We start from the raw sequence: 20732 nt of genomic DNA on the forward strand, positions 1-20732 counted from the left end.
CCTTGACGGCTGCCTCAGGCGATGACGGCGGCGAGCGGGGCGAGCTCCGGCAGCTCCGCCGCCTCCGCCAGCACCTCCTTGAGCACGGTGTCGTGCGTGGGGCCGGCCTGGGCGAGCAGCTCGCGGCCGGCCGGGGTGACCTCGGTGTAGATGCCCCTGCGGTCGTCCTCGCACAGGTAGCGGGACAGCAGCCCACGGTTCTCCAGCCGTGTCACCAGGCGGGTGGTGGCGCTCTGGCTCAGCACGACCGCGCGGGCGAGCTGCTGCATGCGCATGTGCCAGCCGTCCTGGCGGCCCAGCACGTCGAGCACGGTGTATTCGCTCACGCTCAGCTCGTGCTCTTTCTGCAGGGCCCGCTCCAGCCGGTCCTCGATCCTGGCGTGCAGCGCGGCGAGCGTGCGCCAGCCCTGGGCGCGCGCCTCGACTGCGTCATCGGCCAGCGGCATGTGACACCTTCCCAGACAAGGTTGTATGGTCGGTTAGTCGGCGCGTGCAAATAATGTCTACGCTGACTAACGTCGTCTGAGGAGTATTCTATGCCACTCGCCCTGTTCGCCCTCGCGATCAGCGCCTTCGGCATCGGCACCACCGAGTTCATCATCAATGGGCTGCTGCCGGAGCTGGCCGCGGACTTCGCCGTCACGATCCCCGCCGCCGGCCTGCTCGTGTCCGGGTACGCCCTGGGCGTGGCCATCGGCGGACCGCCGCTGACCATGCTCGGCGGCCGGTTGTCCCGCAAGACCATGCTGCTGTCGCTGATGGCGCTGTTCATCGTGGGCAACCTGCTCTCCGCCCTCGCGCCCTCGTACGGCGTGCTCATGGTCGGCCGGTTCCTGTCGGCGTTCGCGCACGGTGCCTACTTCGGCATCGGATCCGTGGTGGCCGCGGACCTGGTCGCTCCGCAGAAGCGGGCCAGCGCCATCGCGCTCATGTTCACCGGCCTGACCCTGGCGAACGTGCTCGGAGTGCCGCTCGGCACCTGGATCGGGCAGGCGTTCGGCTGGCGGGCGACGTTCTGGGTCGTGGTGGCCATCGGCGTCGCCGGGCTGATCGGCGTGCTCGCCCTGGTGCCGGCCCAACCGCGGCCCGCGGGCGGTGGGATGCTGCGCGAGCTGGCGACCTTCCGCAAGGGCGGTGTATGGCTGGCGCTGGCCATGACCGTGTTCGGGTTCGCGCCGGTGTTCGCGGTGATCACCTTCATCTCGCCGATCATGACGAGTGTCGGCGGATTCTCTCCTGGTGCCGTGCCGGTCGTCATGGCCGTGTTCGGGGTGGGGCTCGTCGTCGGCAACCTGATCGGCGGCCGGCTCGCCGACCGCGCCGTCATGCCGAGCATCTACGGCTCGGTTGCCCTGCTCACGCTGCTGGGCGTGGTCCTCGCGCTGGTGGCGGGGAACCAGGTCGCGTTCATCGTGACGATCACGCTGTTCGGGGTGGCCGCCTTCGCGACCGTGCCGCCGCTGCAGACCCGGGTCCTGGACGCCGCCGCGGGTGCGCCGACGCTCGCCTCCGCGGCCAACATCGGCGCCTTCAACCTGGGTAACGCGATCGGGTCGTTCGTGGCGGGGCTGACCATCGACGCGGGCTTCGGCTACACGGCTCCGGCCTGGACCGCCGCGCTGCTCGGGCTGACCGGGCTGGCGGTGGCGGGACTCGCCGGCGTGCAGGCCCGCCGCCAACTCGTCCCGGCCACCTGACACCGCCACCGGGCCGCCGCCAGGTCCAGCCGGCCCCGTATCAGCAACGCCACCGGGCCGCCGCCAGGTCCAGCCGGCCCCGTATCAGCAACGCCACCGGGCCCCGTGGTTTCGGCTCAGCCGAACAGCTCGTCCACGCTCAGCGCGGTCACGGCCCTGACGGTCCATCGGTCGAGGAGGCTCTGGTCTGTGCATGTGCGGATGCGCGCCCGAGCCTCCTCGGGCACCGAGATGTCACGTGCGTCCAGAAATCCGAGGATCAACTGAGCCGGCGTCCGCCCCGGCTCGCCCCTGTATTCGTGTGCTCCGGCCATCCACCCAATCGTACAGAGCGCTGCCGCGCCATGACGGGGAGTTGCTAGAGCCGGCCGGACTCGTGGGCGAGCAGCCACTCCTTGACCGGTACGCCGTAGTAGTAGCCGCCATAGCCACCCGAACCGGGCAGCACACGGTGGCAGGGGACGAAGGGGGCGATGAGGTTCTGGGAGCAGGCAGACCCGGCCGCGCGGGCCGCCGTCCTGGGCATGCCGGCGCGTTCGGCCAGCTCGGCGTACGACACCGTGGTGCCCGGCTTGACCTCGCGGAGCGCCTGGTGGAGGCGCTTGCGGGTGGCCGTGCCCGGCTGCTCGACCGGGATGGCGTCCAAGGCCGGCAGGTCGCCGTCCAGGTAGTCGCGTACGGCCTGCGCGGCGGCGCCCAGGTCGTCGACCACGTCCAGCCCTTCGGCCTGCAGCGCGGGCGACAGCCGGACGAACATGTCCGAGGGGTCGGCGGTGAAGCCGGCCGCGACCAGTACGCCGTCGCGGCACAGCAGGGACAGCGAGCCGATCGGGGTCGGCATGACTTGGGCGTCGATCATGAGGAACTCCAGAGATGCAGGGCGGCGTAGGCCCGCCAGGGCCGCCACCGTTCGATGTGGTCGTCGGGAATGCCCAGGCAGGCCATGCGCTTCTTGAGCACCAGGTCGCCGATGGGCCAGGCGTCGGGGTCGCGCAGCGCGCGCAGCGCGACATAGCTGGCGGTCCAGGGGCCGATGCCGGGAACGTCGAGCAGCTCGGCCATGGCCTCGCCCGGATCCTGGCCGCCGTCGAGGTCGATCCGGCCCTCGGAGACGGCGATGGCCAGCTCCTTGAGCGTCGCGACGCGACGGTTGGTGAGCCCCAGCCCCGTGAGGTCCGCCGCGAGCAACTCCTCGGCAGTGGGGAACAGGTGGGTCAGCCCGGGGCGCTCGGTGAGCCGCCCGGCCCGCGAGACGATCCGGCCGAGCAGGGTGCGGGCACCCGCGACGGAGATCTGCTGACCCACGACGGCGCGTACGGCCAGCTCGAAGCCGTCGAACGTGCCCGGCACCCGCAGGCCGGGCCGGGATTCGATGAGCGGGCGCAGGGAGGTCTCGCCCAGCGCGGCCGCGATGGCGTCGGGGTCGGCGTCGAGGTCGAGCAGGCGGCGGCAGCGGGCCACGATGCGGGCCAGCTGCCGGGTGTCGTCCACGGCGACGTCGAGCGCGATGTGACCGGGCTCGGGGGTGAGCGTGATCGTCCCGCCGGGGACGGCCCGGATGTAGGACGCCGGGCTCGCCACCTCCAGGCCGGGGATCGCGCGCGAGGTCAGGAAGGAGAACACGCCCGCGATGTCGTACGGCTCCCGCCGGTGCAGGCGCAACCGGAGGGTCGCGGGTCCGGCCACGACCTCGACCGTCGGCGGCGCCGAGACGGAGGGGCCTGAAGGGCCGCCCGCGGTCGCGCGGAGCTCGCTGGGCGTGAACCCGTAGGTCTCCCGCATCGTCGCGTTGAACTGCCGCACACTCCCGAACCCGGCCGCGAACGCCACCTCGGTGACCGGCAGCCGCGTCTCGGTCAGCAGCTGCTTGGCCAGCAGCAGCCGCTTGGTCCTGGCCACCGCCAGCGGCCCCACGCCCAGCTCGGCCACGAACAGCCGGTGCAGGTGCCGCTCGGTGATGTGCAGCCGCGTGGCCAGCCCCGCCACTCCGCGCTCGTCGGCGGCGCCGTCGTCGATCAGCCGCAGCGCCCGCCCGATGAGGTCACCGCGCAGGTCCCATCCCGGATCGCCGGGGGAGAGCTCCGGGCGGCAGCGCTTGCACGGGCGGAAGCCAGCCGCCTCCGCCGACGCCGCGTGCCGGTAGAACCGCACGTTGCGCGAGGCCGGGGTGCGAGCCGGGCAGATCGGGCGGCAGTAGATCCGCGTCGAGGTCACCGCCGTGTAGAAGCGCCCGTCGAATCGGGCGTCCCGGGCGGCGACCGCCCGGTAGCAGGAGTCGAAGTCGAGCTCAAGTGGTGACATGACACCGAGCGTATGCGTTCGCCCGGCCCATCGACTGGCGGGAATCGGACCTGATCGTTAAATCGCTGGTCAGCAGGTCAAACCCGCCGACCAGCGGAAATCGGACGTCGCTTCAGTGGGTTGCCCGAGATGTCACTTCGACGAGACGCCCACACCCAGGTCGAACTCCCGGTAGACGCGCGCCCAGAACCCGTCGCGCAGCCACACCCGCGCCTCGGGGAAGGGCCGCAACGAGTGGCCGAGCTCCTTCTCCGCCTCGATGAGCAGCTCGGTGTCGATGACCGTCGGCAGGATCGGCCCCGGCAGCAGGTCGCGGATGTTGTCGCGGCCACGCGTGAGTATCCACTTCTGTGCCACGTGTTCGCCCACGTCCTCGACGCGTGGCCGGCTGGGCCCGAGCTTGGCCACCTGGCCGGGCTTGACGTGCGGTTTGACGGGCGCGCGCCCGGCGAACACCTGCGCGGGCGATGGAGCGGCCACCGGCGGCGCGACCGGAACGGGTTGCGGAGAACGACTGAAAAAGGGCCTCAGGAATTCAGCAGTGATCACTTCCACGGTGTCCGACTCCCAAACCAGCCGTTCGGCCTGGTTGGTGCCGTACGGCGGCTCGACGCCCCACAGGTGGATGCGCACCCCGTACGCCTGCGCCGCCTCCACCGCGGGGACCATGTCCTCGTCCCCGGCGAGCAAGATCGTGTCAGTCACCGCATGATGCCGGGCCAGGGCCTCCAGGTCGCTCCTGATCTGCGCGTCCACGCCCTTCTGCTGGCCACGGGCGTTCAGGTTGCCAAGCCGTACCTTGACCCAGGGCAACTGGGCGATGACCCGCTGATCGACGGTCGGCACACGGTCGCGAGCGGCGTCATACCAATAGATCCGCAGCAGTTCGCCAGATATACGTTCCAGCGCATGTTTCTGTAGACTCTGGATCAGCTCGTCGGCGGCAACTCGATATTCTTTGCGCTCCTTGGCGCCCAGCAGCACTTCGCCTGCGGCAGCATAGAGATAACCGACGTCCACCAGGACGGCGTACTTCGCTGCCACAGCATGCGGCATGAGGTCTGGGATGGCCATGTGTCCTCCAGGCCGCGGTTAGTTGATCGGCTGACTATATACGCCTACTTTCTCTAGATAGTCCCAACTCCACGAGAACTTGACACCCGATTCCCGGGATCTATCTAGGGAAGGGCGCTCATCCGCCAACTCGACTTCCCCGGTACGACTGCCTTACGCATCGCTCTCGCCGGGTTTCGCCATGTTTGACTTCGCGGTACGACCGCCGGCTCCGGCGCGGCCTGCCGGATGGCGAGAACGGCCACGAGGGCGGCGAGCTCCTCCGGCGTGGCGTCACCACGAACAATCCGCAGATAGGCGCTCATAGCGGGATGTTCCCATGCTTCTTCGGCGGCAGCGAGGCCCGCTTGTTCCGTAGCGCCCGTAGCGCCCTGACGACCTGAGCCCGTGTCTCGGCGGGTCTGATCACCGCGTCGACGTAGCCGCGCTCGGCCGCGATGTACGGGTTGGCCAGCGTGTCCTCATATTCGGTCACCAGCCTGGCCCGCTCGGCGTCGGCATCGTCGCCCGCCGCGGAGAGCTCGCGCCGGTAGAGGATGTTGACGGCACCCTGCGCGCCCATGACCGCGATCTGCGCCGTGGGCCACGCCAGGTTGACGTCCGCGCCCAGGTGCTTGGACCCCATGACGTCGTACGCCCCACCGTACGCCTTGCGGGTGATGACCGTCACCAGTGGCACGGTCGCCTCGGCGTAGGCGTAGAGGAGCTTGGCGCCGCGGCGGATGATTCCGTTCCATTCCTGATCGGTCCCTGGGAGGAATCCCGGGACATCAACAAAAGTCAGGATCGGGATATTAAAAGCATCACATGTTCGAATAAAGCGGGCTGCCTTCTCGGAGGCGTTGATATCCAGACACCCCGCGAAATGCATGGGCTGGTTGGCCACCACGCCTACCGCCTGCCCGTCGGCCCGGCCGTACCCGACCACCACATTGGGCGCGAACAGCGCGTGGACCTCCAGGAACTCACCGTCGTCGAGCACGTGCTCGATCACCCGGTGCATGTCGTAGGGCTGGTTCGCCGAGTCCGGGATCAGCAGGTCGAGCTCGGGATCGGGCTCCAGGTCACCGGCGCTCTCGAACACCGGCGCCTCGTCCAGGTTGTTGGAGGGCAGGTAGGACAGCAGCGCCTTGACGTAGTCGAGCGCGTCGCTCTCGTCGGTGGCCTGGTAGTGGGCCACGCCCGACTTGGTGTTGTGCGTGTGCGCGCCGCCGAGCTCCTCGAACGTGACCTCCTCGCCGGTCACCGTCTTGATCACGTCGGGCCCGGTGATGAACATCTGCGACGTCTGGTCGACCATCACCACAAAGTCGGTCAGCGCGGGGGAGTAGACGTGCCCGCCGGCTGCGGCGCCCATGATGAGCGAGATCTGCGGGATCACGCCCGAGGCATGCACGTTGCGCTTGAAGATCTCGGCGTAGAGGCCGAGCGCGACCACGCCCTCCTGGATGCGGGCGCCGCCGCCCTCGTTGATGCCGATGATCGGGCAGCCGGTCTTCAGCGCCAGGTCGAGCACCTTGACGATCTTCTCGCCGTAGACCTCGCCGAGCGAGCCGCCGAACACGGTCGCGTCCTGCGAGAACACGCACACCTGGCGCCCGTCGATCGTGCCGTGGCCGGTGATCACGCCGTCGCCGTACGGTCGCCTGCTCTCCAGCCCGAACATCGTGGACCGGTGCCTGGCGAACTCGTCGAACTCCACGAACGAGTCCTCGTCGAGCAGCGCCAGCACCCGCTCCCGCGCGGTCATCCTGCCCTTGGCGCGCTGCTTGGCCACCGCCGCCGCCGAGCCGGCGTGGACCGCCTCGTCGAGCCGGCGTTCGAGGTCGGCGATCTTCCCGGCGGTGGTGTGGATATCCGGCGGGTCCGGTACGGCCTCGGCAGCAGTCATGCGCGCAACATTAACCCGGCTCCTACAGTGGATCCATGACGGAGGCGGTTCACACGCACGGCCTGTTCAAGCGATACGGCCCGCAGATCGCGGTGGCCGGCATCGACCTCGTGGTCCCGGCAGGCAGCTTCGCCGGGCTCGTCGGCCCCAACGGCGCCGGCAAGACGACATCCCTGAGCATGATCACCGGGCTGCTCCGCCCCGACGGAGGCCAGGCCGAGATCGACGGCTTCAACGTGTGGCGCGACCCCATCGAGGTCAAGGCCCGCATCGGCGTGCTGCCCGAGGGGCTGCGGCTGTTCGAACGCCTGTCGGGCCGCGAGTTACTCCTCTACAACGGCAGGCTGCGCGGCATCGCCAAGGCCGACGTCGAGCAGCGCACCGGCGAGCTGCTGCAGGTGATGGACCTGGCAGACGCCGCCGACAAGCTCGTCGTCGACTACTCCACCGGCATGCGCAAGAAGATCGGCCTGGCGGCGGCGCTGCTGCACAACCCCTCCGTGCTCTTCCTCGACGAGCCGTTCGAGGGCGTCGATCCGGTCAGCGCCAACACCCTCACCGAGGTGCTCCGGCGCTTCACCGCGTCGGGCTCGACCGTGATCTTCTCCAGCCACGTGATGGACCTCGTCGAGCGGCTGTGCGACTGGGTGTCGGTGATGAGCGCGGGGCACATCGTGGCCCAGGGCCCGCTGGAGAAGGTACGCGCCGGCCGCAGCCTCAACCAGGCATTCCTGGAGCTGGTCGGCGGGCCGCGCGACAACGGCGACTCCGGCCTGACCTGGCTCGGGCGGGGCAAGCTCGGGCGGGGGGAGTACGGGCGAGAAGAGCTTGGGCGGGGAGAGCACGGGCGAGAAGAGCTTGGGCGAGAAGAGCACGGGCGGGGAGAGGAGCCGGCGTGAATACTGTCGCGCTCTTCGCCCAGCTCAAGCTCCGGTTGCTGGTCGGCAACCTCCGCGGCGACATACAGCGCAAGCTCGGCTTCATTTTCACCCTCATCATGTCCGTGTTCGTGAGCGTCATCGGCTTCCTGCTGATGAGCCTGCTCCGGCTGGCGCCGCACGACGTCGCGGCGTCGATCGTCGTCGTGGTGTTCTCGGTCATGCTCATCGGCTGGATGGTCGTGCCGCTGCTGGCGTTCGGCCTGGACGACACGCTCGACCCGGCGCGGCTGTCGCTGTTCCCGCTACCCACCTCCCGGCTCGCGGTCGGCATGTTCACCGCCTCCGCCACCGGCGTCTGGCCGCTGGCCACGCTGATCGTCACGGCGGGCGCCCTGGTGGGGCTCGCCACCGGCGTCGGCGGCGTCCTGGTCGGGATCGTCGCCGTGCTCCTGCAGTTCGCGCTCTGCCTGGTCGCCTCCCGGCTGGTCACCACGGCCCTGTCCAGCGCGATGCGCACCAGGCGCGGCCGGGACGTGCTGGCCGTGGCCGCGATCTTCGTCGTGCTGCTCGCACAGCTGCCGAACCTGCTGCTCAACAGCAACATCGGCGACCCGGCGGGGATGCTGCGCCAAGTCTCGGCCCTGCTCAGGTGGACGCCCTCGGGCCTGGCCGCGCACGCGATGGCAGACGGCGGCCTGACCGGGCTGGCCGAGCTCGTCGTCGTGGCCCTCGTGGTGGTGGTGGTCGGCTGGCTGTGGATCAAGGCGCTGAGCCGGGCCCTGGTCACACCCGACTCCTCCACCCGCGCGGCCTCCGTACGCAGGGGGAGCGGCCTGGTCGACCGGTTCGTGCCGAGTGGGCCGCTGGCCGCCGTGGTCACCAAGGAGCTCAAGTACATCAGGCGCGAGCCCCGCTACCGGGTCGGCTGGTTCTCCTCCGTCCTGGTGGCCCTCGTGCTGGGCTTCTCGGTCACCCGTTCCGGAGAGGTCGGGCCGTCGATGCCGATCCTGCTCACCGCGTCGGCCGGGATGATGATCGCCCTGCAGTCGGCCAACTCGTTCGGCATCGACGGCCGCTCGCTCTGGATGAACGCCGTGACCATGGGCTCGGAGCGCGGCCTCAGCACCGACCTGGCCGGGCGCCACCTGGCCGGCGCGCTGGTCGCGGCGCCGCTGCTCGCGGTGATCGCCGTCGCTGCCGGGCTGTTCGCCGGCCACCCGGAGTCGATCGTCCCGGCGGTGCTCATCGGCCTGGGCGCGCTCGGGACCGGGTTCGGCGTCGGCTCCGTGACCAGCGTCGTCATTCCCTACACCATGCCCGAACGGATGAACGCCTTCAGCGGGGCCGCGCCCGGTCAGGGCGGCCAGGCGTTCGTCTCCGGTCTGGGCGCGCTGCTGGGCATCTCCCTCCTGGCGCTGCCGTTCGTGGTGCCGCTGCTCTTCGGATTGCTCTGGGTGTCCGTGCTCGCGCCGTTCTACGGGCTGCTGGCCGAGGTGCTGGGCCGGCGGCTCGGTGCGAAGATCGGCTTCCCCCGGCTCCCCGAGCTGCTCGCCGCGGTGTCGCGGCCCACCTGACCATTGGTCTAGTCCAATACGTGAGACCGCCTTCCGGACATTCCACGCTTGTGGATACCGTGGAAGCATGATTGACCAGGGGATTGAGCGTCGCAGTGCCGCGGTCACCGAGATGCCCGATGAGCTGCGCAATGACGTGCGGTTGCTCGGCAAGCTGCTCGGACAGGTGATCGCCGAGCAGGGCGGCGAGGACCTGTTGGCCGACGTCGAACGCCTGCGCAAGGCCGTGATCGCCGCCCGCAGGGGCGAGGTCACCGGTGACGAGATCACCGCCATGGTCGCGCAGTGGGAGATCGACCGGGCCGTGCAGATCGCCCGCGCGTTCACCTGTTACTTCCATCTGGCCAACCTGGCCGAGGAGCACTACCGCATCCGCATCCTGCGCGAACGTGACACCGAGGGCCGGGTCGAGCGGGAGTCGCTGGCGCAGGCCGTACACGAGCTGGGACACGAGCGCGTCGCCGAGCTGGTCGAGGGGCTGGAGCTGCACCCGGTCCTGACCGCCCACCCGACAGAGGCGCGCCGCCGCGCGGTCGTCACCGCGATCCAGCGGGTCAGCGGCCAGCTCAGCGAGTACAACGCCGCCGGGCGCGGCGCCTCCGAGCGCGCCGAGAGCCGCCGGCGGCTGCTGGAGGAGATCGACCTGCTGTGGCGTACGGCCCAGCTGCGCTCCACCAAGCTCGACCCGCTCGACGAGGTACGCACGGCCATGGCCGCCTTCGACGAGACGCTGTTCCGCATGGTGCCGCAGGTCTACCGCTCGCTCGACGCGGCGCTCGGCGACGGCACCGGCACCCGCCCGCCGCTGGCCCGGCCCTTCATCCGCTACGGCAGCTGGATCGGCGGCGACCGCGACGGCAACCCCAACGTGACCGCCAAGGTCACCCGCGAGACCGTCCAGATCCAGTCCGACCACGTGCTGACCGCCCTGGAGACGGCCTGCACCCGCATCGCCCGCACGCTCACCGCGGCCGAGCAGTTCGCGCCGCCGTCGCCGGAGCTCAGGGCGGCGCTGGCCGCGGCCGTCGACGCCCATCCCGAGGTGGTCTCGGAGATGGCCACCCGCTCGCCGCGCGAGCCGCACCGGCAGTGGCTGATGTTCGTGGCCGCCCGCATCGCCGCCACCCTCCGCCGCGACCTCGACCTCGCCTACCGCGCGCCGGCCGAGCTGCTCGCCGACCTGCGCCTGGCTCAGGAGTCGCTGTCCGGCAATGCCGCGCGTCAGGCGTACGGGGAGCTGCAGCAGCTCATCTGGCAGGTCGAGACGTTCGGCTTCCACCTGGCCGAGCTGGAGGTACGCCAGCACTCCCAGGTGCACGCGGCCGCGCTGGAGGAGATCAGGGCGGGCGGCGAGCTGTCGGAGCGCACCGAGGAGGTGCTGGCCACGATCCGGGTGATCGCCTGGATCCAGGAGCGGTTCGGCATCACGGCCTGCTCCCGCTACGTCGTCTCCTTCACCCGCTCCGCCGACGACATCGCCGCCGTCTACGAGCTGGCCGAGCACGCGCTCGGCAAGCGCGCGCCCGTGCTTGACGTGGTGCCGCTGTTCGAGTCGGGCCAGGACCTGGCCAACTCCCCGGACGTGCTGTCCGGCATGCTGGAGCTGCCGGCGATGCGCGAGCGGCTGGCCGCCAACGGCAGGCGCATGGAGATCATGCTCGGCTACTCCGACTCGGCCAAGGAGCTCGGCCCGGCCGCCGCGACACTGCGCCTGTACGAGGCCCAGGAGCAGCTGACCGCCTGGGCGCTGAAGCACGAGGTGAAGCTGCGCATGTTCCACGGCCGCGGCGGTGCGCTCGGCCGTGGCGGCGGCCCGGCCAACCGCGCGGTGCTCGCCCAGGCGCCCGGCTCGGTCGCCGGCCGCTTCAAGGTCACCGAGCAGGGCGAGGTCATCTTCGCCCGCTATGGCCACATCGCCATCGCCCGCCGCCACCTGGAGCAGGTCACGAACGCGGTGCTGATGGCTTCCTCACCCACGGTCGGCTCCCGCACCGCCGCCGCGGCCGACCGCTTCCGCTCGCTCGCCGAGCAGGTGGCCACGGCCTCGGAGCAGGCCTACCGCTCGCTCACCGAAGCCCCCGGCTTCCCGGAGTGGTTCGCCCTGGTCAGCCCGCTGGAGGAGATCGGCTCCCTGCGCCTCGGCTCCCGCCCCGCCCGCCGCGGCCTCGGCGCCCCGCGCTCGCTCGACGACCTGCGCGCCATCCCCTGGGTCTTCGCCTGGGCCCAGACCCGGGTCAACCTGCCCGGCTGGTACGGCCTGGGCACCGGCCTGGCCGCGGTGGCCTCACTCGACGAGCTGAAGGCGGCCTACGCCGAGTGGCCGCTGTTCAACGCGATGCTCGACAACGCGGAGATGTCCCTGGCCAAGACCGACAGGTCGATCGCCGAACGCTACCTGGCACTCGGCGGCCGCCACGACTTCGGCCGCCAGGTCATGGAGGAGTACGACCGGACCCGCAGCCTGGTGCTGCGCGTCACCGGCCACACCCGCCTCCTGGAGAACCGCAAGGTCCTCTCCCGCGCCGTCCAGCTCCGCGACCCGTACGTGGACGCGCTGTCGCACCTGCAGCTACGAGCGTTGACGGCCATGCGCACCGGCACCCTGTCGGACCACGAACGCGAACGCCTCTCGACGCTGCTTTTGCTCTCGGTCAACGGGGTGGCGGCGGGCCTGCAGAACACCGGTTGAGACGCCTCCCGGATGAGAAGATGACCAGCATGGCGGAGCAGCGGCTTTCCGAACTACGGGTGGAGAACTTTCGCAGTCTGCGACAGATCACCATGCCCCTCGGGCCCGTCAACGTGCTGGTCGGGCCGAATGGCGCGGGTAAGACGAATGTGCTGAAGGTCTTCGACTTTCTGGCCGACATCGTCAGAACCGACCTGGAGCCTGTACTGGCTGCCCGCGGTGGCTTCGATGAGCTGGTGTTCAGGGGCGGTGCCGAGCGGCCTGGCCATCTCCTCATCGGGATCAAAGGAGCATGGTCTACCTCTTTGGCAGGGGCTCCCGACGAATACGTATTGAAGATCACAAATACTCCTCTCGCCAGGGAGGAGGTTTTCAGGTCCGCCGACGTGCAGCATCGGTTGCGGACCATCACAGTGGAAGGGACGAGGGCGAAGGCTCAGCTACGGACCGTCGGCGAAGGCGAGTTCGAGAGTCGCTCCGAATGGCCACCGCTCGGGGTCGACACCGCCGACCGGAAGTCGGACGAGGTCGGCATCCAGCCCCTGAGCAGCGGACTTTCCACACTCCCACGACTGGCGGAAAAGAAGTTCAGCATGGCGCCCACCCTCGTGGCGGACATGCTGCGGGCCTTCAGGGTCTTCGACGTCGACGTCTCCAAAGCGAGCCTGCCATCACGGGTGCATCGTGGCGGGCAAGAACCGATCGCCGACAATGCCGCCAATCTCGCGGCGTTCCTTCTCGCCCTCCGAAACTCGGATGAGGATGCCTGGAGTCGGCTCCAGGCCGATGCCGTGGAGGCGCTTCCTCAAGTCGAATCCCTCGATTTCGAGTATCCGTCCGGGGGGGCTCACTCGGTCGTGGTCGTACTCAGGGAGCGCGGTCTGCGCGAACCCACCTCCCTGCTCGACGCCTCCTACGGAACCATCCGCCTGCTCGGTCTCCTGGCCATGCTGTACGACCCCGCTCCACCCGCGCTGACCTGTGTTGAGGAGATCGACCATGGTCTTCACCCACAGGCGCTCGAACTGCTGGTGGAACGGGTCCGGGAGGCGAGCGAGAAGACCCAGTTCATCATCGCCACCCACTCTCCCGCTCTCGCCGACCGGCTCAAACCCGAGGAGATCGTCATCTGCGAGCGTGGCGACGACGGTTCCTCGCTGATCCCGGCCATCTCCACGGTCAAGGTCGAGGAGATCGTCCGGGCCAGCGAAGGACTCCCGCTTGGCGAGCTGTGGTTTTCCGGCGTGCTGGGTGGTGATCTGTGAGCCGGCGGGGAGGCACCCGTGTCCGGCCCACGAAGAAGCCGGTCGTGGTCGTAGCGGGAGAGGACAGGAACGACCGTCTCGCCCTCCGTGTGCTCCTTGAGGAGTTTTGTCCGCAGATGGCGGGCCGGATTGTGGAGATCAACGACAAGGTGCGGCTGCACCAGGCCAGTGGGCCGAACCTCGCCGCCCGTGCCGAAACCCTGGCGAGCAAGGTGCGGGCGCGGGCTGTACGGGATGACACCAGCGTGGCATGCGTGTTCGTCCACGAGGACCTCGACAACACCGATAGCGACGCCTATCCGATCATCCGCGAACGCGTCCAGAAGGCACTCGAATCCGCCCTCGGTAACGTCCACTACGCCCTCGCGGTGTCGGAGATCGAAGCCTTGCTGCTGCTCTTCCCCGATGCGTTGTCGGCCATCGCCGCGTCCTGGTCTCTCCCCGCCAAGCACAAGGGCAAGGACACAGGGCGGCTCCCGGACCCTAAGAAGATCTTGATGAATGAGGTCAGTGGGGCCGGCCGCCGCTACCGCGAGTCCGATGCTCCTGAGATCCTCGACCAGGCGGCGAAGCTCGGCGTTCTGGGCAGGCCGGTGGGCCGCAACCGATCGTTCGACCAGATACGCGTGGATGTGGCGCGATGCTGCACGGAACATATACGTAAGTGAGCGGCCCGGTCGAAGGAGTCTGACCGCGCCGCTCCTGGTTTGCCGAAAGCTCGGCCTGCTGAAAGCTCAGTTTCCTGAAAGCTCACATTGCCGAAAGCTTCAGCGGAGGCCGTCGAAGAAGGCTCTGATGTCGGTGGTGATGGCTTCTGTGGCGGTGTGGGCCGTGTAGTGGCCGTGGGCCGGGGCGGCGAGGGTCTTCCAGGAGACGATGCCGGTGTGGTCGCGCTCGGCGAAGGCGCGGATGGATTTGAAGTCGCCCTCCGCCATGGCCAGCGCGGTCGGTACGGTGGTGGGCTCCGTCGGGGTCTCGGCGCGGGCGTTCTCCCAGTACAGGCGCAAGGCCGAGCCGGCGGTGCCGGTGAACCAGTGGATCGCCGCGTTGGTCAGCACGAAGTCGTCGTCGAGGTCCTCGTCGAAGAGCTGGGCGAGCCAGCCCACCAGCCCGGCGGGTGAGTCGGTGATGGCGTGGGCGAGCGTCTGCGGCTGCTGCGACTGCAGGACGTTGAAGGCGCCCTTCTCCTTCCAGAACCAGTCGAGTACGGCCAGCCCGGCCTGGTCCTCCTCGCTCAGGTTCGCGAACTCGGCCGGGTCACCGGAGGGGAAGGAGAACAGCTGCGTCACATGGACGCCGACGACGTGCTCGGGGGCGAGCCGGCCGATCTCGGGGGAGATCATCGAGCCCGCGTCGTTGCCCACCGCGCCAAAGCGGTCGTAGCCCAGGCGGGACATCAGCTCGGCCCAGGCCCTGGCGATGCGCTGGTTGTTCCAGCCCAGCTCGGTGGTCGGGCCGGAGAAGCCGTAGCCGGGGAGTGACGGCACGACGAGGTGGAAGTGCCGCGACAGCGGTTCGATGGCGTTGAGGTATTCGACGATCGAGCCGGGCCAGCCGTGGGTCAGGATCAGGGGCAGGGCGTCGGGGTTGGCCGAGCGGGCATGGATGAAGTGGATGTTCTGCCCGTCGATCTCCGTGGTGAACTGCGGGTAGGCGTTGAGCCTGGCCTCCTGGGCCCGCCAGTCGAAGCCGTCGAGCCAGCGGCCGACCAGGCGGCGTACCCGCTCCACGCCCACCCCTTGGTCGGCGTCCGCGATCTCATCGGTGAAGCGGGTCATGGCGAGGCGGGTCCGCAGGTCGTCGAGGTCGGCCTGGGGGATGTCGATGCGGAAGGGGTGAACGCTCATCGCGGGCTCCTTGTCGGAACGGGTTGTTCTGTTCCAACTATAGCAGAACGGAACGCTTCATTCCGCCAATATCCGCTCCTGTCCCGCGTACACGTTGCACCGCTGCCCGCGCAGGAACCCGACGAGCGTCATGCCGAACTCCCTGGCCAGGTCCACGGCCAGCGACGAGGGGGCCGACACGGCGCACACCGCGGGCACGCCCGCGGCCAGCGCCTTCTGCATGATCTCGTAGCTGGCCCGGCCGCTGACCATCAGTACGTGTTCGGCCAGGGGGAGTCGCTGGCCGAGTGATGCCCAGCCGACCAGTTTGTCCACCGCGTTGTGCCGGCCCACGTCCTCCCTGAGCGCCACCAGCGTCCCGTCGGGCCGGAACAGCCCGGCCGCGTGCAGGCCCCCCGTCTTGCCGAACACCCCCTGGGCCGCCCGCAGCGCGTCCGGCAGGCCGTACAGGATCTCGGGGGTGAGTTCGAGGGTGCCGCGGGGGAGCGGCGCGCAGCGGTCGTGCAGGTCGTCGAGGCTGGCCGAGCCGCACACGCCGCAGGCGCTGGAGGTGAGGAAGTGGCGGTCCAGCGTGGGCAGGTCGGGGATCGGGCCGTGCAGGCGTACGGTGACCGTGTTGTAGCGGGCCTCCGGCGGGAGGTCCTCGTCGGTGCAGTACGCGATGGCCGCGATGCCGCCGGGCTTGACCAGGCCCTCGCCGTGCAGGAACCCGGCGGCCAGCTCGAAGTCGTGGCCGGGGGTGCGCATGGTGATGGCGACGGTCTTGCGCGTCCCGTCCAGCGCGGTGAGGCGGATCTCCAGCGGCTCCTCGGTGGCCAGGTCGTCGCGCCGGTCGCGGACCGTGGAGCCGGACAGCTCGCGGACGCGGATGCGGGTGGTGGGACCCACGCGGGTCAGCCGGTCGGTCATAGCCGCCGCACGGTGACGAGTGCGTTGTAGTCCGGGATCCTGGCCTGAGGGGAGCGTCTGGTCTCGTCGAGGAGTACGTTGCCCTCCGGCCAGTGGATCTGCAGATTGCCGGGCATCAGGGGGGCCCGGAGGATCTTGCCCTTGTACGTACGCTCGCCCGACCGCAGCTCGACCGGCGTGCCGTCGGGCAGGCCGAGGCGGTCGGCGTCATAGGGGCTCATCAGTACGGCCTCGCGCATCGCGCCGTTGAAGCCGTCCAGGCGCTCGTGGACCATGCTGTTGAACTGCTTGCCGCGCCGCGTGGCCACCATGAACGTGCCGTCGGGGCGCTCCAGCGCGGGCGGCTCGACGGCGGAGAACACGCCCCGCCCGTCAGGGGTGTTGAAGCGGCCGTCGGCGAACAGGTGGCGCCCGCCGTACTGGACGTTGTCCCCGAAAGCCTTGAGGCCGGAAATGCCCTGGTAGAACGGCACCGCCTGCTCGATCTCCTCGCGGATCCGCGAGGTCCCGGTGAAGCGGACTTTTGCCGAAATTTCGGGGTTTGTGTGGGCGGCCAGTTCGCCGAAGATCTTCCACTCCGGCCACGCCTCGCCGATCCGGGGGCCCTCGATCTCGGGCGAGAAGATGATCCGGCGCTCGGTGGAGGTCTCGGTCACCCCGCCGGTCATCTCGTAGCGGGTCTGTGCGGGCAGCAGCAGCACGTCGCCCTCGGAGGGCACCAGCATCTGCGAGGACAGCACGATGTCGATGTGCACCCGGAGCTTGAGCCGGGCCAGCGCCTCCCGGCAGTAGCCGGGATCGGGCAGCACCTCCAGGAAGTTGCCGCCCGAGGAGATGAGCGCGTCCAGGTCGCCCGAGTGGGCCGCGTCGATCATGTCGGTCGCGGTCAGACCCGGCGCCGTCGGCACCTCAAATCCCCAAATATCGGTAAATTTGGCGGCGTTTTCTGGCGTGATCGGCAGGCCGCCCGGCAGGCCGGTGGCGTACGCGCCCATCTCGGCCCCGCCCTGCACCCCGCTGTGCCCGCGGATCGGCATCAGCCCGCAGTTGTCGCGCCCCAGGAACCCGCGCGCCAGGGCCAGGTTCACGATCGAGCGGACGTTGTCCTCGCCGAAGGCGTGCTGCGTGATGCCCATCGACCAGACCAGCACCGCCGACTTCGCCTCGCCGAGCAGCCGGGCCAGCCGGAGCATCTCGTCGCGGGTCGACCCGGACAGCGCCTCCAGGGCCTCCCAGGACTGGTCCGCCAGCGCCTGACGTACCTCCGCGAAACCGGAGGTCCGCTGGTCGACGAACGCCTTGTCCACCCAGTCGTTCTCGATCAGGTGCTTGAGCACGCCGTTGAGGAAGCCGATGTCGCCGCCCACGTTCACGCCGAAGAACTCATCGGTGATCTTCGTCCCGAACACCGCCGACTCGGCGTTCGACGGCACCCAGTAGCGGTCCATGCCGGGCTCGCGGTAGGCGTTGACCATGGCCACACGGGTGCCGGCCTTCTTGGCGTGATAGAGGTACTTCATCGCCACGGGCTGGTTGTTGGACGGGTTCGACCCGATGAAGACGATCAGGTCGGAGCCGATCCAGTCGGTGTAGGAGCAGGTGGTGGCCGCCGCGCCGATCGTCTGCTTGAGCGCGACGGTCGAGGGGGAGTGGCAGATGCGCGCCGCGTTGTCCACGCTGTTGGTGCCCAGCGCGCGGACCGCCTTCTGCGCCACGTAGTAGTTCTCGTTCGGCATGCCACGGCTGGTCAGGTAGGTGCCGAAGCGCGCGTCCCGCAGCCCGTCGGCGGCCACTCCCAGCGCCTCGTCCCACGAGATCCGCCGGAAGCCCGGCTCTCCCGCCCGCCGGAGCATGGGGTACGGAAGCCGCCCCAGCTCCCGCAGCTCGGCGCTCTTCTTACCGGCCAGCCCGGAGACGTCGCCCAGCAGTGAGACGTCGAGCGCCGGCATCGTGTTCAGCGGCAGCAGCCGCAGCCGGATGTTGCACAGGTGGATCTCGTCCATCGTCCAGTCGCGCATGCCCCGCGTGCCCAGTGCGCACCCGTCGCACGTGCCCTGCTGGAGAATCCGCCAGGCGTAATGCCTGTTGCCCTTGACCGATCGAAACGCCTTCAGCAGCTCCAGATAGTTGTTCGGCTTGCGCAACCCGAGACCGAACGGCCGCCACGAGGCCCAGTTACGCGGATCCAGACGTCTGCTCATCTCCCCATCTTCACCCGTGTGGGGCGCCAGAGGACAGTCGAGCTTGCGCGAAGATGGAGGAATGCCGGACTCGCGCTACTCCGACCTCGACCGCCCGCCTCTGTCCGAGGCGTCGCTCAACCGCGCCCTCGTACGCCCCGGCAGCCTGTGGACCGGCGTGAGCGTCGTCGAGAGCACCGGCTCGACCAACGCCGACCTCGCCGAGACCGCGAGACAGGGCGCCGAGGAAGGCCGGATCCTGGTCGCCGAGTCGCAGGTGGCCGGCCGGGGCAGGCTGGGCCGCACCTGGACCGCGCCGCCGCGCTCCGGCCTGACCGTCTCCGTGCTGCTCCGCCCGCGGGTGCCCGTCGCCGCGCAGGGGTGGCTGGCGCTGCTGTACGGCGTGGCGGCGGCCTCGGCCGTGCGCCGGCTGGCCGAGGTGGACGTACGGCTCAAGTGGCCGAACGACCTGCTGATCGGTGAGCGCAAGCTGGCCGGGATCCTGGCCGAGCGGGCAGAGGACGCCGTGGTCATCGGGATGGGCCTGAACGTCTCGCTCAAGCCCGAGGAACTCCCCGTGGAGACGGCCACCTCGCTGGCCATCGAGCAGGCCGCGTGCGTGGACCGGGATCCGCTGCTCAGGGCCGTGCTCAGGGAGGTCGAAAGGCACTACCGCGACTGGTCCGAGGCGGGCGGCGACGCCGACGCGTGCGGCCTGCGCGCCGCCTACCAGGCCTCGAGCGCCACCATCGGCCGGGAGGTACGGATCGAGCTGCCCGGCGACCAGGTGCTGACCGGCCAGGCGACCGGCATCGACCAGGCCGGACACCTCCAGGTGACCTCCCACGGCCAGCGGCACACATTGAGCGCGGGCGACGTCGTCCACGTTCGCGCGTCCTCGTAGCCCCGGGGGCGCGGAGGTGACACCATTTGCCCATGACCCTCCCCGACCACCACTTGACGCAGGGTGAGCGACGCATCAGGTCGTTCCACCCGCACTGGAAGCGGCTCGTGGTGCCCTTCATCGCGCTCGTGCTGATCGTCGCCGCCTCGGGCGTGGCGCTCTTCCTCATCCCCGGCAGCTTCGAGTACGCCAACTACGCCAGGATCGCCGTCGGCATCGTCGCCGTGCTCCTGCTGACGGTCTGGTCGTTCGTGCCGTACCTGCAGTGGAAGAACACCGGCTACGTGCTCACCACCCACCGCTTCACGATCAGCACGGGCGTGCTCAACAAGTCGACGGACGAGATCCCGATGGCCAAGGTCAACACGGTCAGCTCCGACCAGACCTTCTTCGAGCGCATCCTCGGCTGCGGCACGCTCACCGTCGAGTCGGCGGGGGACCGGGGGCAGATCGCCCTGCGCGACATCCCCCACATCCAGGACGTCAGGACCGACCTGTTCCGCCTTCTGGAGGACGCTTCCGACGGAGACATCGACGGCCATTGAACAGACCCACCGCTGAGGAGATCGACCGGCTGCTGGTCGGCATGCCCGCCCGTCACACCAAGGCGGAGGTGTCGGCCGAGGCCGGCGTGTCGCCGGCGCTGGCCGAGCGCATCTGGCGGGCGCTGGGCTTCGCCTCGCTCGCCGACGACGCGGTGGCCTTCTCCGACGGTGACGTCGACGCGCTGCGGCGGGTGAGCGGGATGCTCGACGGCGGCCTGCTCGACGAGCCGACCGTCATCCGGATGGCCCGCGCGCTCGGCCAGACCACGGCCAGGCTGGCCCAGTGGCAGGCCGAGATCATGATCGGCGCGATGCTGCCGCCCGGCGAGCGGCCCTCCGACGACGACCTCGGCCGGGTGCTCGACACCGCCCGGCAGCTATTGCCCGACTTCGAGCAGGTACTGATCCACGTCTGGCGGGCCCAGCTGGCCGCCGCGGGCACCCGGCTGCTGTCCGTCGCCGACCTCGACGAGGAGAACATCCCCGCCCGCGTGTCGATCGCGGTGGGCTTCGCCGACCTCGTCTCCTTCACCCGGCGCGCCCGCGAGCTCGACGAGCGGGAGCTGGCCGAGCTGGTCGAAGGGTTCGAGGCGCGGGCCTCCGACGTGGTGGCGGCGCATGGCGGCCGGCTGGTCAAGACGCTCGGCGACGAGGTCCTGTTCACCGCCCAGACCCCGGCCGACGCGGCGGCGATCGCGCTCGACCTGGTGGAGCCGGGCGACCTGCGCATCGGCCTGGCCTATGGGCCGGTCCTGCCCATGCTGGGCGACGTCTTCGGCACCACCGTGAATCTGGCCGCCCGGCTTACTGCCATCGCCCGGGCCGGCACCATCGTCGTGGACGCCGAACTGGCCGAGGGTCTCGACGGCGACACCGGCTTCGAGCTCCGCAGGATCCGGCGCAGGCCGGCGCGGGGGATCGGGATGGTGCAGCCCTACGCCTTGCGGAGATCATCCCCTTGACACAAGATGGCTG

19 protein-coding genes are annotated in these 20732 nt (G+C 69.8%); 9 read left to right on the forward strand and 10 right to left on the reverse strand.

Annotated features, from left to right (window positions below; translation table 11 throughout):
- Positions 1-14: 14 nt before the first annotated feature.
- Entirely contained in the window at positions 15-446 is a 432-nt protein-coding gene (locus AB0H88_RS32275; RefSeq protein WP_357651102.1) for a MarR family transcriptional regulator, read from the reverse strand.
- 90 nt (positions 447-536) lie between these two features.
- On the opposite strand from AB0H88_RS32275, the gene AB0H88_RS32280 reads away from it, so the two are divergent.
- Positions 537-1697, forward strand: a complete 1161-nt coding sequence (locus AB0H88_RS32280; protein ID WP_357651104.1) for an MFS transporter — start codon at positions 537-539, stop codon at positions 1695-1697.
- A 116-nt stretch (positions 1698-1813) separates the two neighbouring features.
- Here AB0H88_RS32280 and AB0H88_RS32285 read toward each other — a convergent pair whose 3' ends face one another.
- The 6 genes from AB0H88_RS32285 to AB0H88_RS32310 all read right to left on the reverse strand — a co-directional run bounded on the left by AB0H88_RS32285 (position 1814) and on the right by AB0H88_RS32310 (position 6963).
- Positions 1814-2011 (reverse strand): hypothetical protein, encoded by a 198-nt coding sequence (locus AB0H88_RS32285; protein ID WP_357651105.1) that lies wholly within the window; start codon positions 2009-2011, stop codon positions 1814-1816.
- A gap of 44 nt (positions 2012-2055) precedes the next feature.
- The gene (locus tag AB0H88_RS32290) at positions 2056-2556 is read right to left on the reverse strand and encodes a methylated-DNA--[protein]-cysteine S-methyltransferase (protein ID WP_357651107.1); all 501 of its coding nucleotides are present in this window, start codon (positions 2554-2556) and stop codon (positions 2056-2058) included.
- Complete coding sequence (locus AB0H88_RS32295; RefSeq protein WP_357651109.1) at positions 2553-3998, reverse strand: Ada metal-binding domain-containing protein; 1446 nt, start codon at positions 3996-3998, stop codon at positions 2553-2555. The genes AB0H88_RS32290 and AB0H88_RS32295 overlap by 4 nt, the downstream gene beginning before the upstream one ends.
- Before the next feature lie 132 nt (positions 3999-4130).
- Complete coding sequence (locus AB0H88_RS32300; protein ID WP_357651111.1) at positions 4131-5072, reverse strand: NYN domain-containing protein; 942 nt, start codon at positions 5070-5072, stop codon at positions 4131-4133.
- A 104-nt stretch (positions 5073-5176) separates the two neighbouring features.
- Positions 5177-5377: an acyl-CoA carboxylase subunit epsilon gene (locus tag AB0H88_RS32305; protein WP_357651113.1), complete on the reverse strand. Its 201-nt coding sequence runs from the start codon at positions 5375-5377 to the stop codon at positions 5177-5179.
- Entirely contained in the window at positions 5374-6963 is a 1590-nt protein-coding gene (locus tag AB0H88_RS32310) for an acyl-CoA carboxylase subunit beta (RefSeq protein ID WP_357651115.1), read from the reverse strand. Before AB0H88_RS32310 ends, AB0H88_RS32305 begins: the two co-directional genes overlap by 4 nt.
- Positions 6964-6998: 35 nt before the next feature.
- Between AB0H88_RS32310 and AB0H88_RS32315 the strand changes: the two genes are divergently transcribed.
- The 5 genes from AB0H88_RS32315 (at position 6999) to AB0H88_RS32335 (ending at position 14040) form a co-directional block, all read left to right on the forward strand.
- Entirely contained in the window at positions 6999-7862 is an 864-nt protein-coding gene (locus AB0H88_RS32315; protein ID WP_357651116.1) for an ABC transporter ATP-binding protein, read from the forward strand.
- Positions 7859-9418: a hypothetical protein gene (locus AB0H88_RS32320; protein ID WP_357651118.1), complete on the forward strand. Its 1560-nt coding sequence runs from the start codon at positions 7859-7861 to the stop codon at positions 9416-9418. The genes AB0H88_RS32315 and AB0H88_RS32320 overlap by 4 nt, the downstream gene beginning before the upstream one ends.
- Before the next feature lie 67 nt (positions 9419-9485).
- Positions 9486-12107 carry a phosphoenolpyruvate carboxylase gene (locus AB0H88_RS32325; protein ID WP_357651120.1) on the forward strand — a complete coding sequence of 874 codons (2622 nt, stop codon included), beginning with the start codon at positions 9486-9488 and terminating at the stop codon, positions 12105-12107.
- A 29-nt stretch (positions 12108-12136) separates the two neighbouring features.
- Positions 12137-13372, forward strand: a complete 1236-nt coding sequence (locus tag AB0H88_RS32330) for an AAA family ATPase (protein WP_357651122.1) — start codon at positions 12137-12139, stop codon at positions 13370-13372.
- Positions 13373-13488: 116 nt separating this feature from the next.
- A complete protein-coding gene (locus tag AB0H88_RS32335) occupies positions 13489-14040 on the forward strand; it encodes a hypothetical protein (protein ID WP_357651124.1) in 552 nt (183 codons plus the stop codon).
- A 99-nt stretch (positions 14041-14139) separates the two neighbouring features.
- Here AB0H88_RS32335 and AB0H88_RS32340 read toward each other — a convergent pair whose 3' ends face one another.
- Genes AB0H88_RS32340 through AB0H88_RS32350 form a run of 3 tightly spaced genes read right to left on the reverse strand, consistent with a single transcriptional unit; the run spans position 14140 to position 18329 of the window.
- Positions 14140-15219 carry an epoxide hydrolase gene (locus tag AB0H88_RS32340; RefSeq protein ID WP_357651126.1) on the reverse strand — a complete coding sequence of 360 codons (1080 nt, stop codon included), beginning with the start codon at positions 15217-15219 and terminating at the stop codon, positions 14140-14142.
- Between the two features lie 57 nt (positions 15220-15276).
- On the reverse strand, positions 15277-16128 hold the full coding sequence (fdhD, locus tag AB0H88_RS32345; protein WP_357651128.1) for a formate dehydrogenase accessory sulfurtransferase FdhD: 852 nt from the start codon (positions 16126-16128) through the stop codon (positions 15277-15279).
- Complete coding sequence (locus AB0H88_RS32350; protein WP_357651130.1) at positions 16125-18329, reverse strand: FdhF/YdeP family oxidoreductase; 2205 nt, start codon at positions 18327-18329, stop codon at positions 16125-16127. The genes fdhD and AB0H88_RS32350 overlap by 4 nt, the downstream gene beginning before the upstream one ends.
- 61 nt (positions 18330-18390) lie before the next feature.
- Between AB0H88_RS32350 and AB0H88_RS32355 the strand changes: the two genes are divergently transcribed.
- Genes AB0H88_RS32355 through AB0H88_RS32365 form a run of 3 tightly spaced genes read left to right on the forward strand, consistent with a single transcriptional unit; the run spans position 18391 to position 20719 of the window.
- On the forward strand, positions 18391-19212 hold the full coding sequence (locus AB0H88_RS32355) for a biotin--[acetyl-CoA-carboxylase] ligase (RefSeq protein WP_357651132.1): 822 nt from the start codon (positions 18391-18393) through the stop codon (positions 19210-19212).
- A gap of 32 nt (positions 19213-19244) precedes the next feature.
- Positions 19245-19757 carry a PH domain-containing protein gene (locus tag AB0H88_RS32360; RefSeq protein WP_357651134.1) on the forward strand — a complete coding sequence of 171 codons (513 nt, stop codon included), beginning with the start codon at positions 19245-19247 and terminating at the stop codon, positions 19755-19757.
- Positions 19758-19798: 41 nt separating this feature from the next.
- Positions 19799-20719, forward strand: a complete 921-nt coding sequence (locus tag AB0H88_RS32365; RefSeq protein ID WP_357651174.1) for an adenylate/guanylate cyclase domain-containing protein — start codon at positions 19799-19801, stop codon at positions 20717-20719.
- The last annotated feature ends 13 nt before the right edge of the window (positions 20720-20732 follow it).

The organism is Nonomuraea sp. NPDC050680, assembly GCF_040654555.1.
Classification (GTDB): Bacteria; Actinomycetota; Actinomycetes; order Streptosporangiales; family Streptosporangiaceae; genus Nonomuraea.

Excerpts from the sequence above, each read along its gene's own strand:
- AB0H88_RS32300 (WP_357651111.1), bottom strand. The coding sequence starts at position 5,072 with ATGGCCATCCCAGACCTCATGCCGCATGCTGTGGCAGCGAAGTACGCC.
- AB0H88_RS32315 (WP_357651116.1), top strand. The coding sequence starts at position 6,999 with ATGACGGAGGCGGTTCACACGCACGGCCTGTTCAAGCGATACGGCCCG.
- AB0H88_RS32330 (WP_357651122.1), top strand. The coding sequence starts at position 12,137 with ATGGCGGAGCAGCGGCTTTCCGAACTACGGGTGGAGAACTTTCGCAGT.
- AB0H88_RS32285 (WP_357651105.1), bottom strand. The coding sequence starts at position 2,011 with ATGGCCGGAGCACACGAATACAGGGGCGAGCCGGGGCGGACGCCGGCT.
- AB0H88_RS32280 (WP_357651104.1), top strand. The coding sequence starts at position 537 with ATGCCACTCGCCCTGTTCGCCCTCGCGATCAGCGCCTTCGGCATCGGC.
- AB0H88_RS32305 (WP_357651113.1), bottom strand. The coding sequence starts at position 5,377 with ATGAGCGCCTATCTGCGGATTGTTCGTGGTGACGCCACGCCGGAGGAG.
- fdhD (WP_357651128.1), bottom strand. The coding sequence starts at position 16,128 with ATGACCGACCGGCTGACCCGCGTGGGTCCCACCACCCGCATCCGCGTC.
- AB0H88_RS32365 (WP_357651174.1), top strand. The coding sequence starts at position 19,799 with ATGCCCGCCCGTCACACCAAGGCGGAGGTGTCGGCCGAGGCCGGCGTG.
- AB0H88_RS32355 (WP_357651132.1), top strand. The coding sequence starts at position 18,391 with ATGCCGGACTCGCGCTACTCCGACCTCGACCGCCCGCCTCTGTCCGAG.
- AB0H88_RS32360 (WP_357651134.1), top strand. The coding sequence starts at position 19,245 with ATGACCCTCCCCGACCACCACTTGACGCAGGGTGAGCGACGCATCAGG.
- AB0H88_RS32350 (WP_357651130.1), bottom strand. The coding sequence starts at position 18,329 with ATGAGCAGACGTCTGGATCCGCGTAACTGGGCCTCGTGGCGGCCGTTC.
- AB0H88_RS32310 (WP_357651115.1), bottom strand. The coding sequence starts at position 6,963 with ATGACTGCTGCCGAGGCCGTACCGGACCCGCCGGATATCCACACCACC.
- AB0H88_RS32340 (WP_357651126.1), bottom strand. The coding sequence starts at position 15,219 with ATGAGCGTTCACCCCTTCCGCATCGACATCCCCCAGGCCGACCTCGAC.
- AB0H88_RS32325 (WP_357651120.1), top strand. The coding sequence starts at position 9,486 with ATGATTGACCAGGGGATTGAGCGTCGCAGTGCCGCGGTCACCGAGATG.
- AB0H88_RS32295 (WP_357651109.1), bottom strand. The coding sequence starts at position 3,998 with ATGTCACCACTTGAGCTCGACTTCGACTCCTGCTACCGGGCGGTCGCC.
- AB0H88_RS32290 (WP_357651107.1), bottom strand. The coding sequence starts at position 2,556 with ATGATCGACGCCCAAGTCATGCCGACCCCGATCGGCTCGCTGTCCCTG.
- AB0H88_RS32335 (WP_357651124.1), top strand. The coding sequence starts at position 13,489 with ATGGCGGGCCGGATTGTGGAGATCAACGACAAGGTGCGGCTGCACCAG.
- AB0H88_RS32275 (WP_357651102.1), bottom strand. The coding sequence starts at position 446 with ATGCCGCTGGCCGATGACGCAGTCGAGGCGCGCGCCCAGGGCTGGCGC.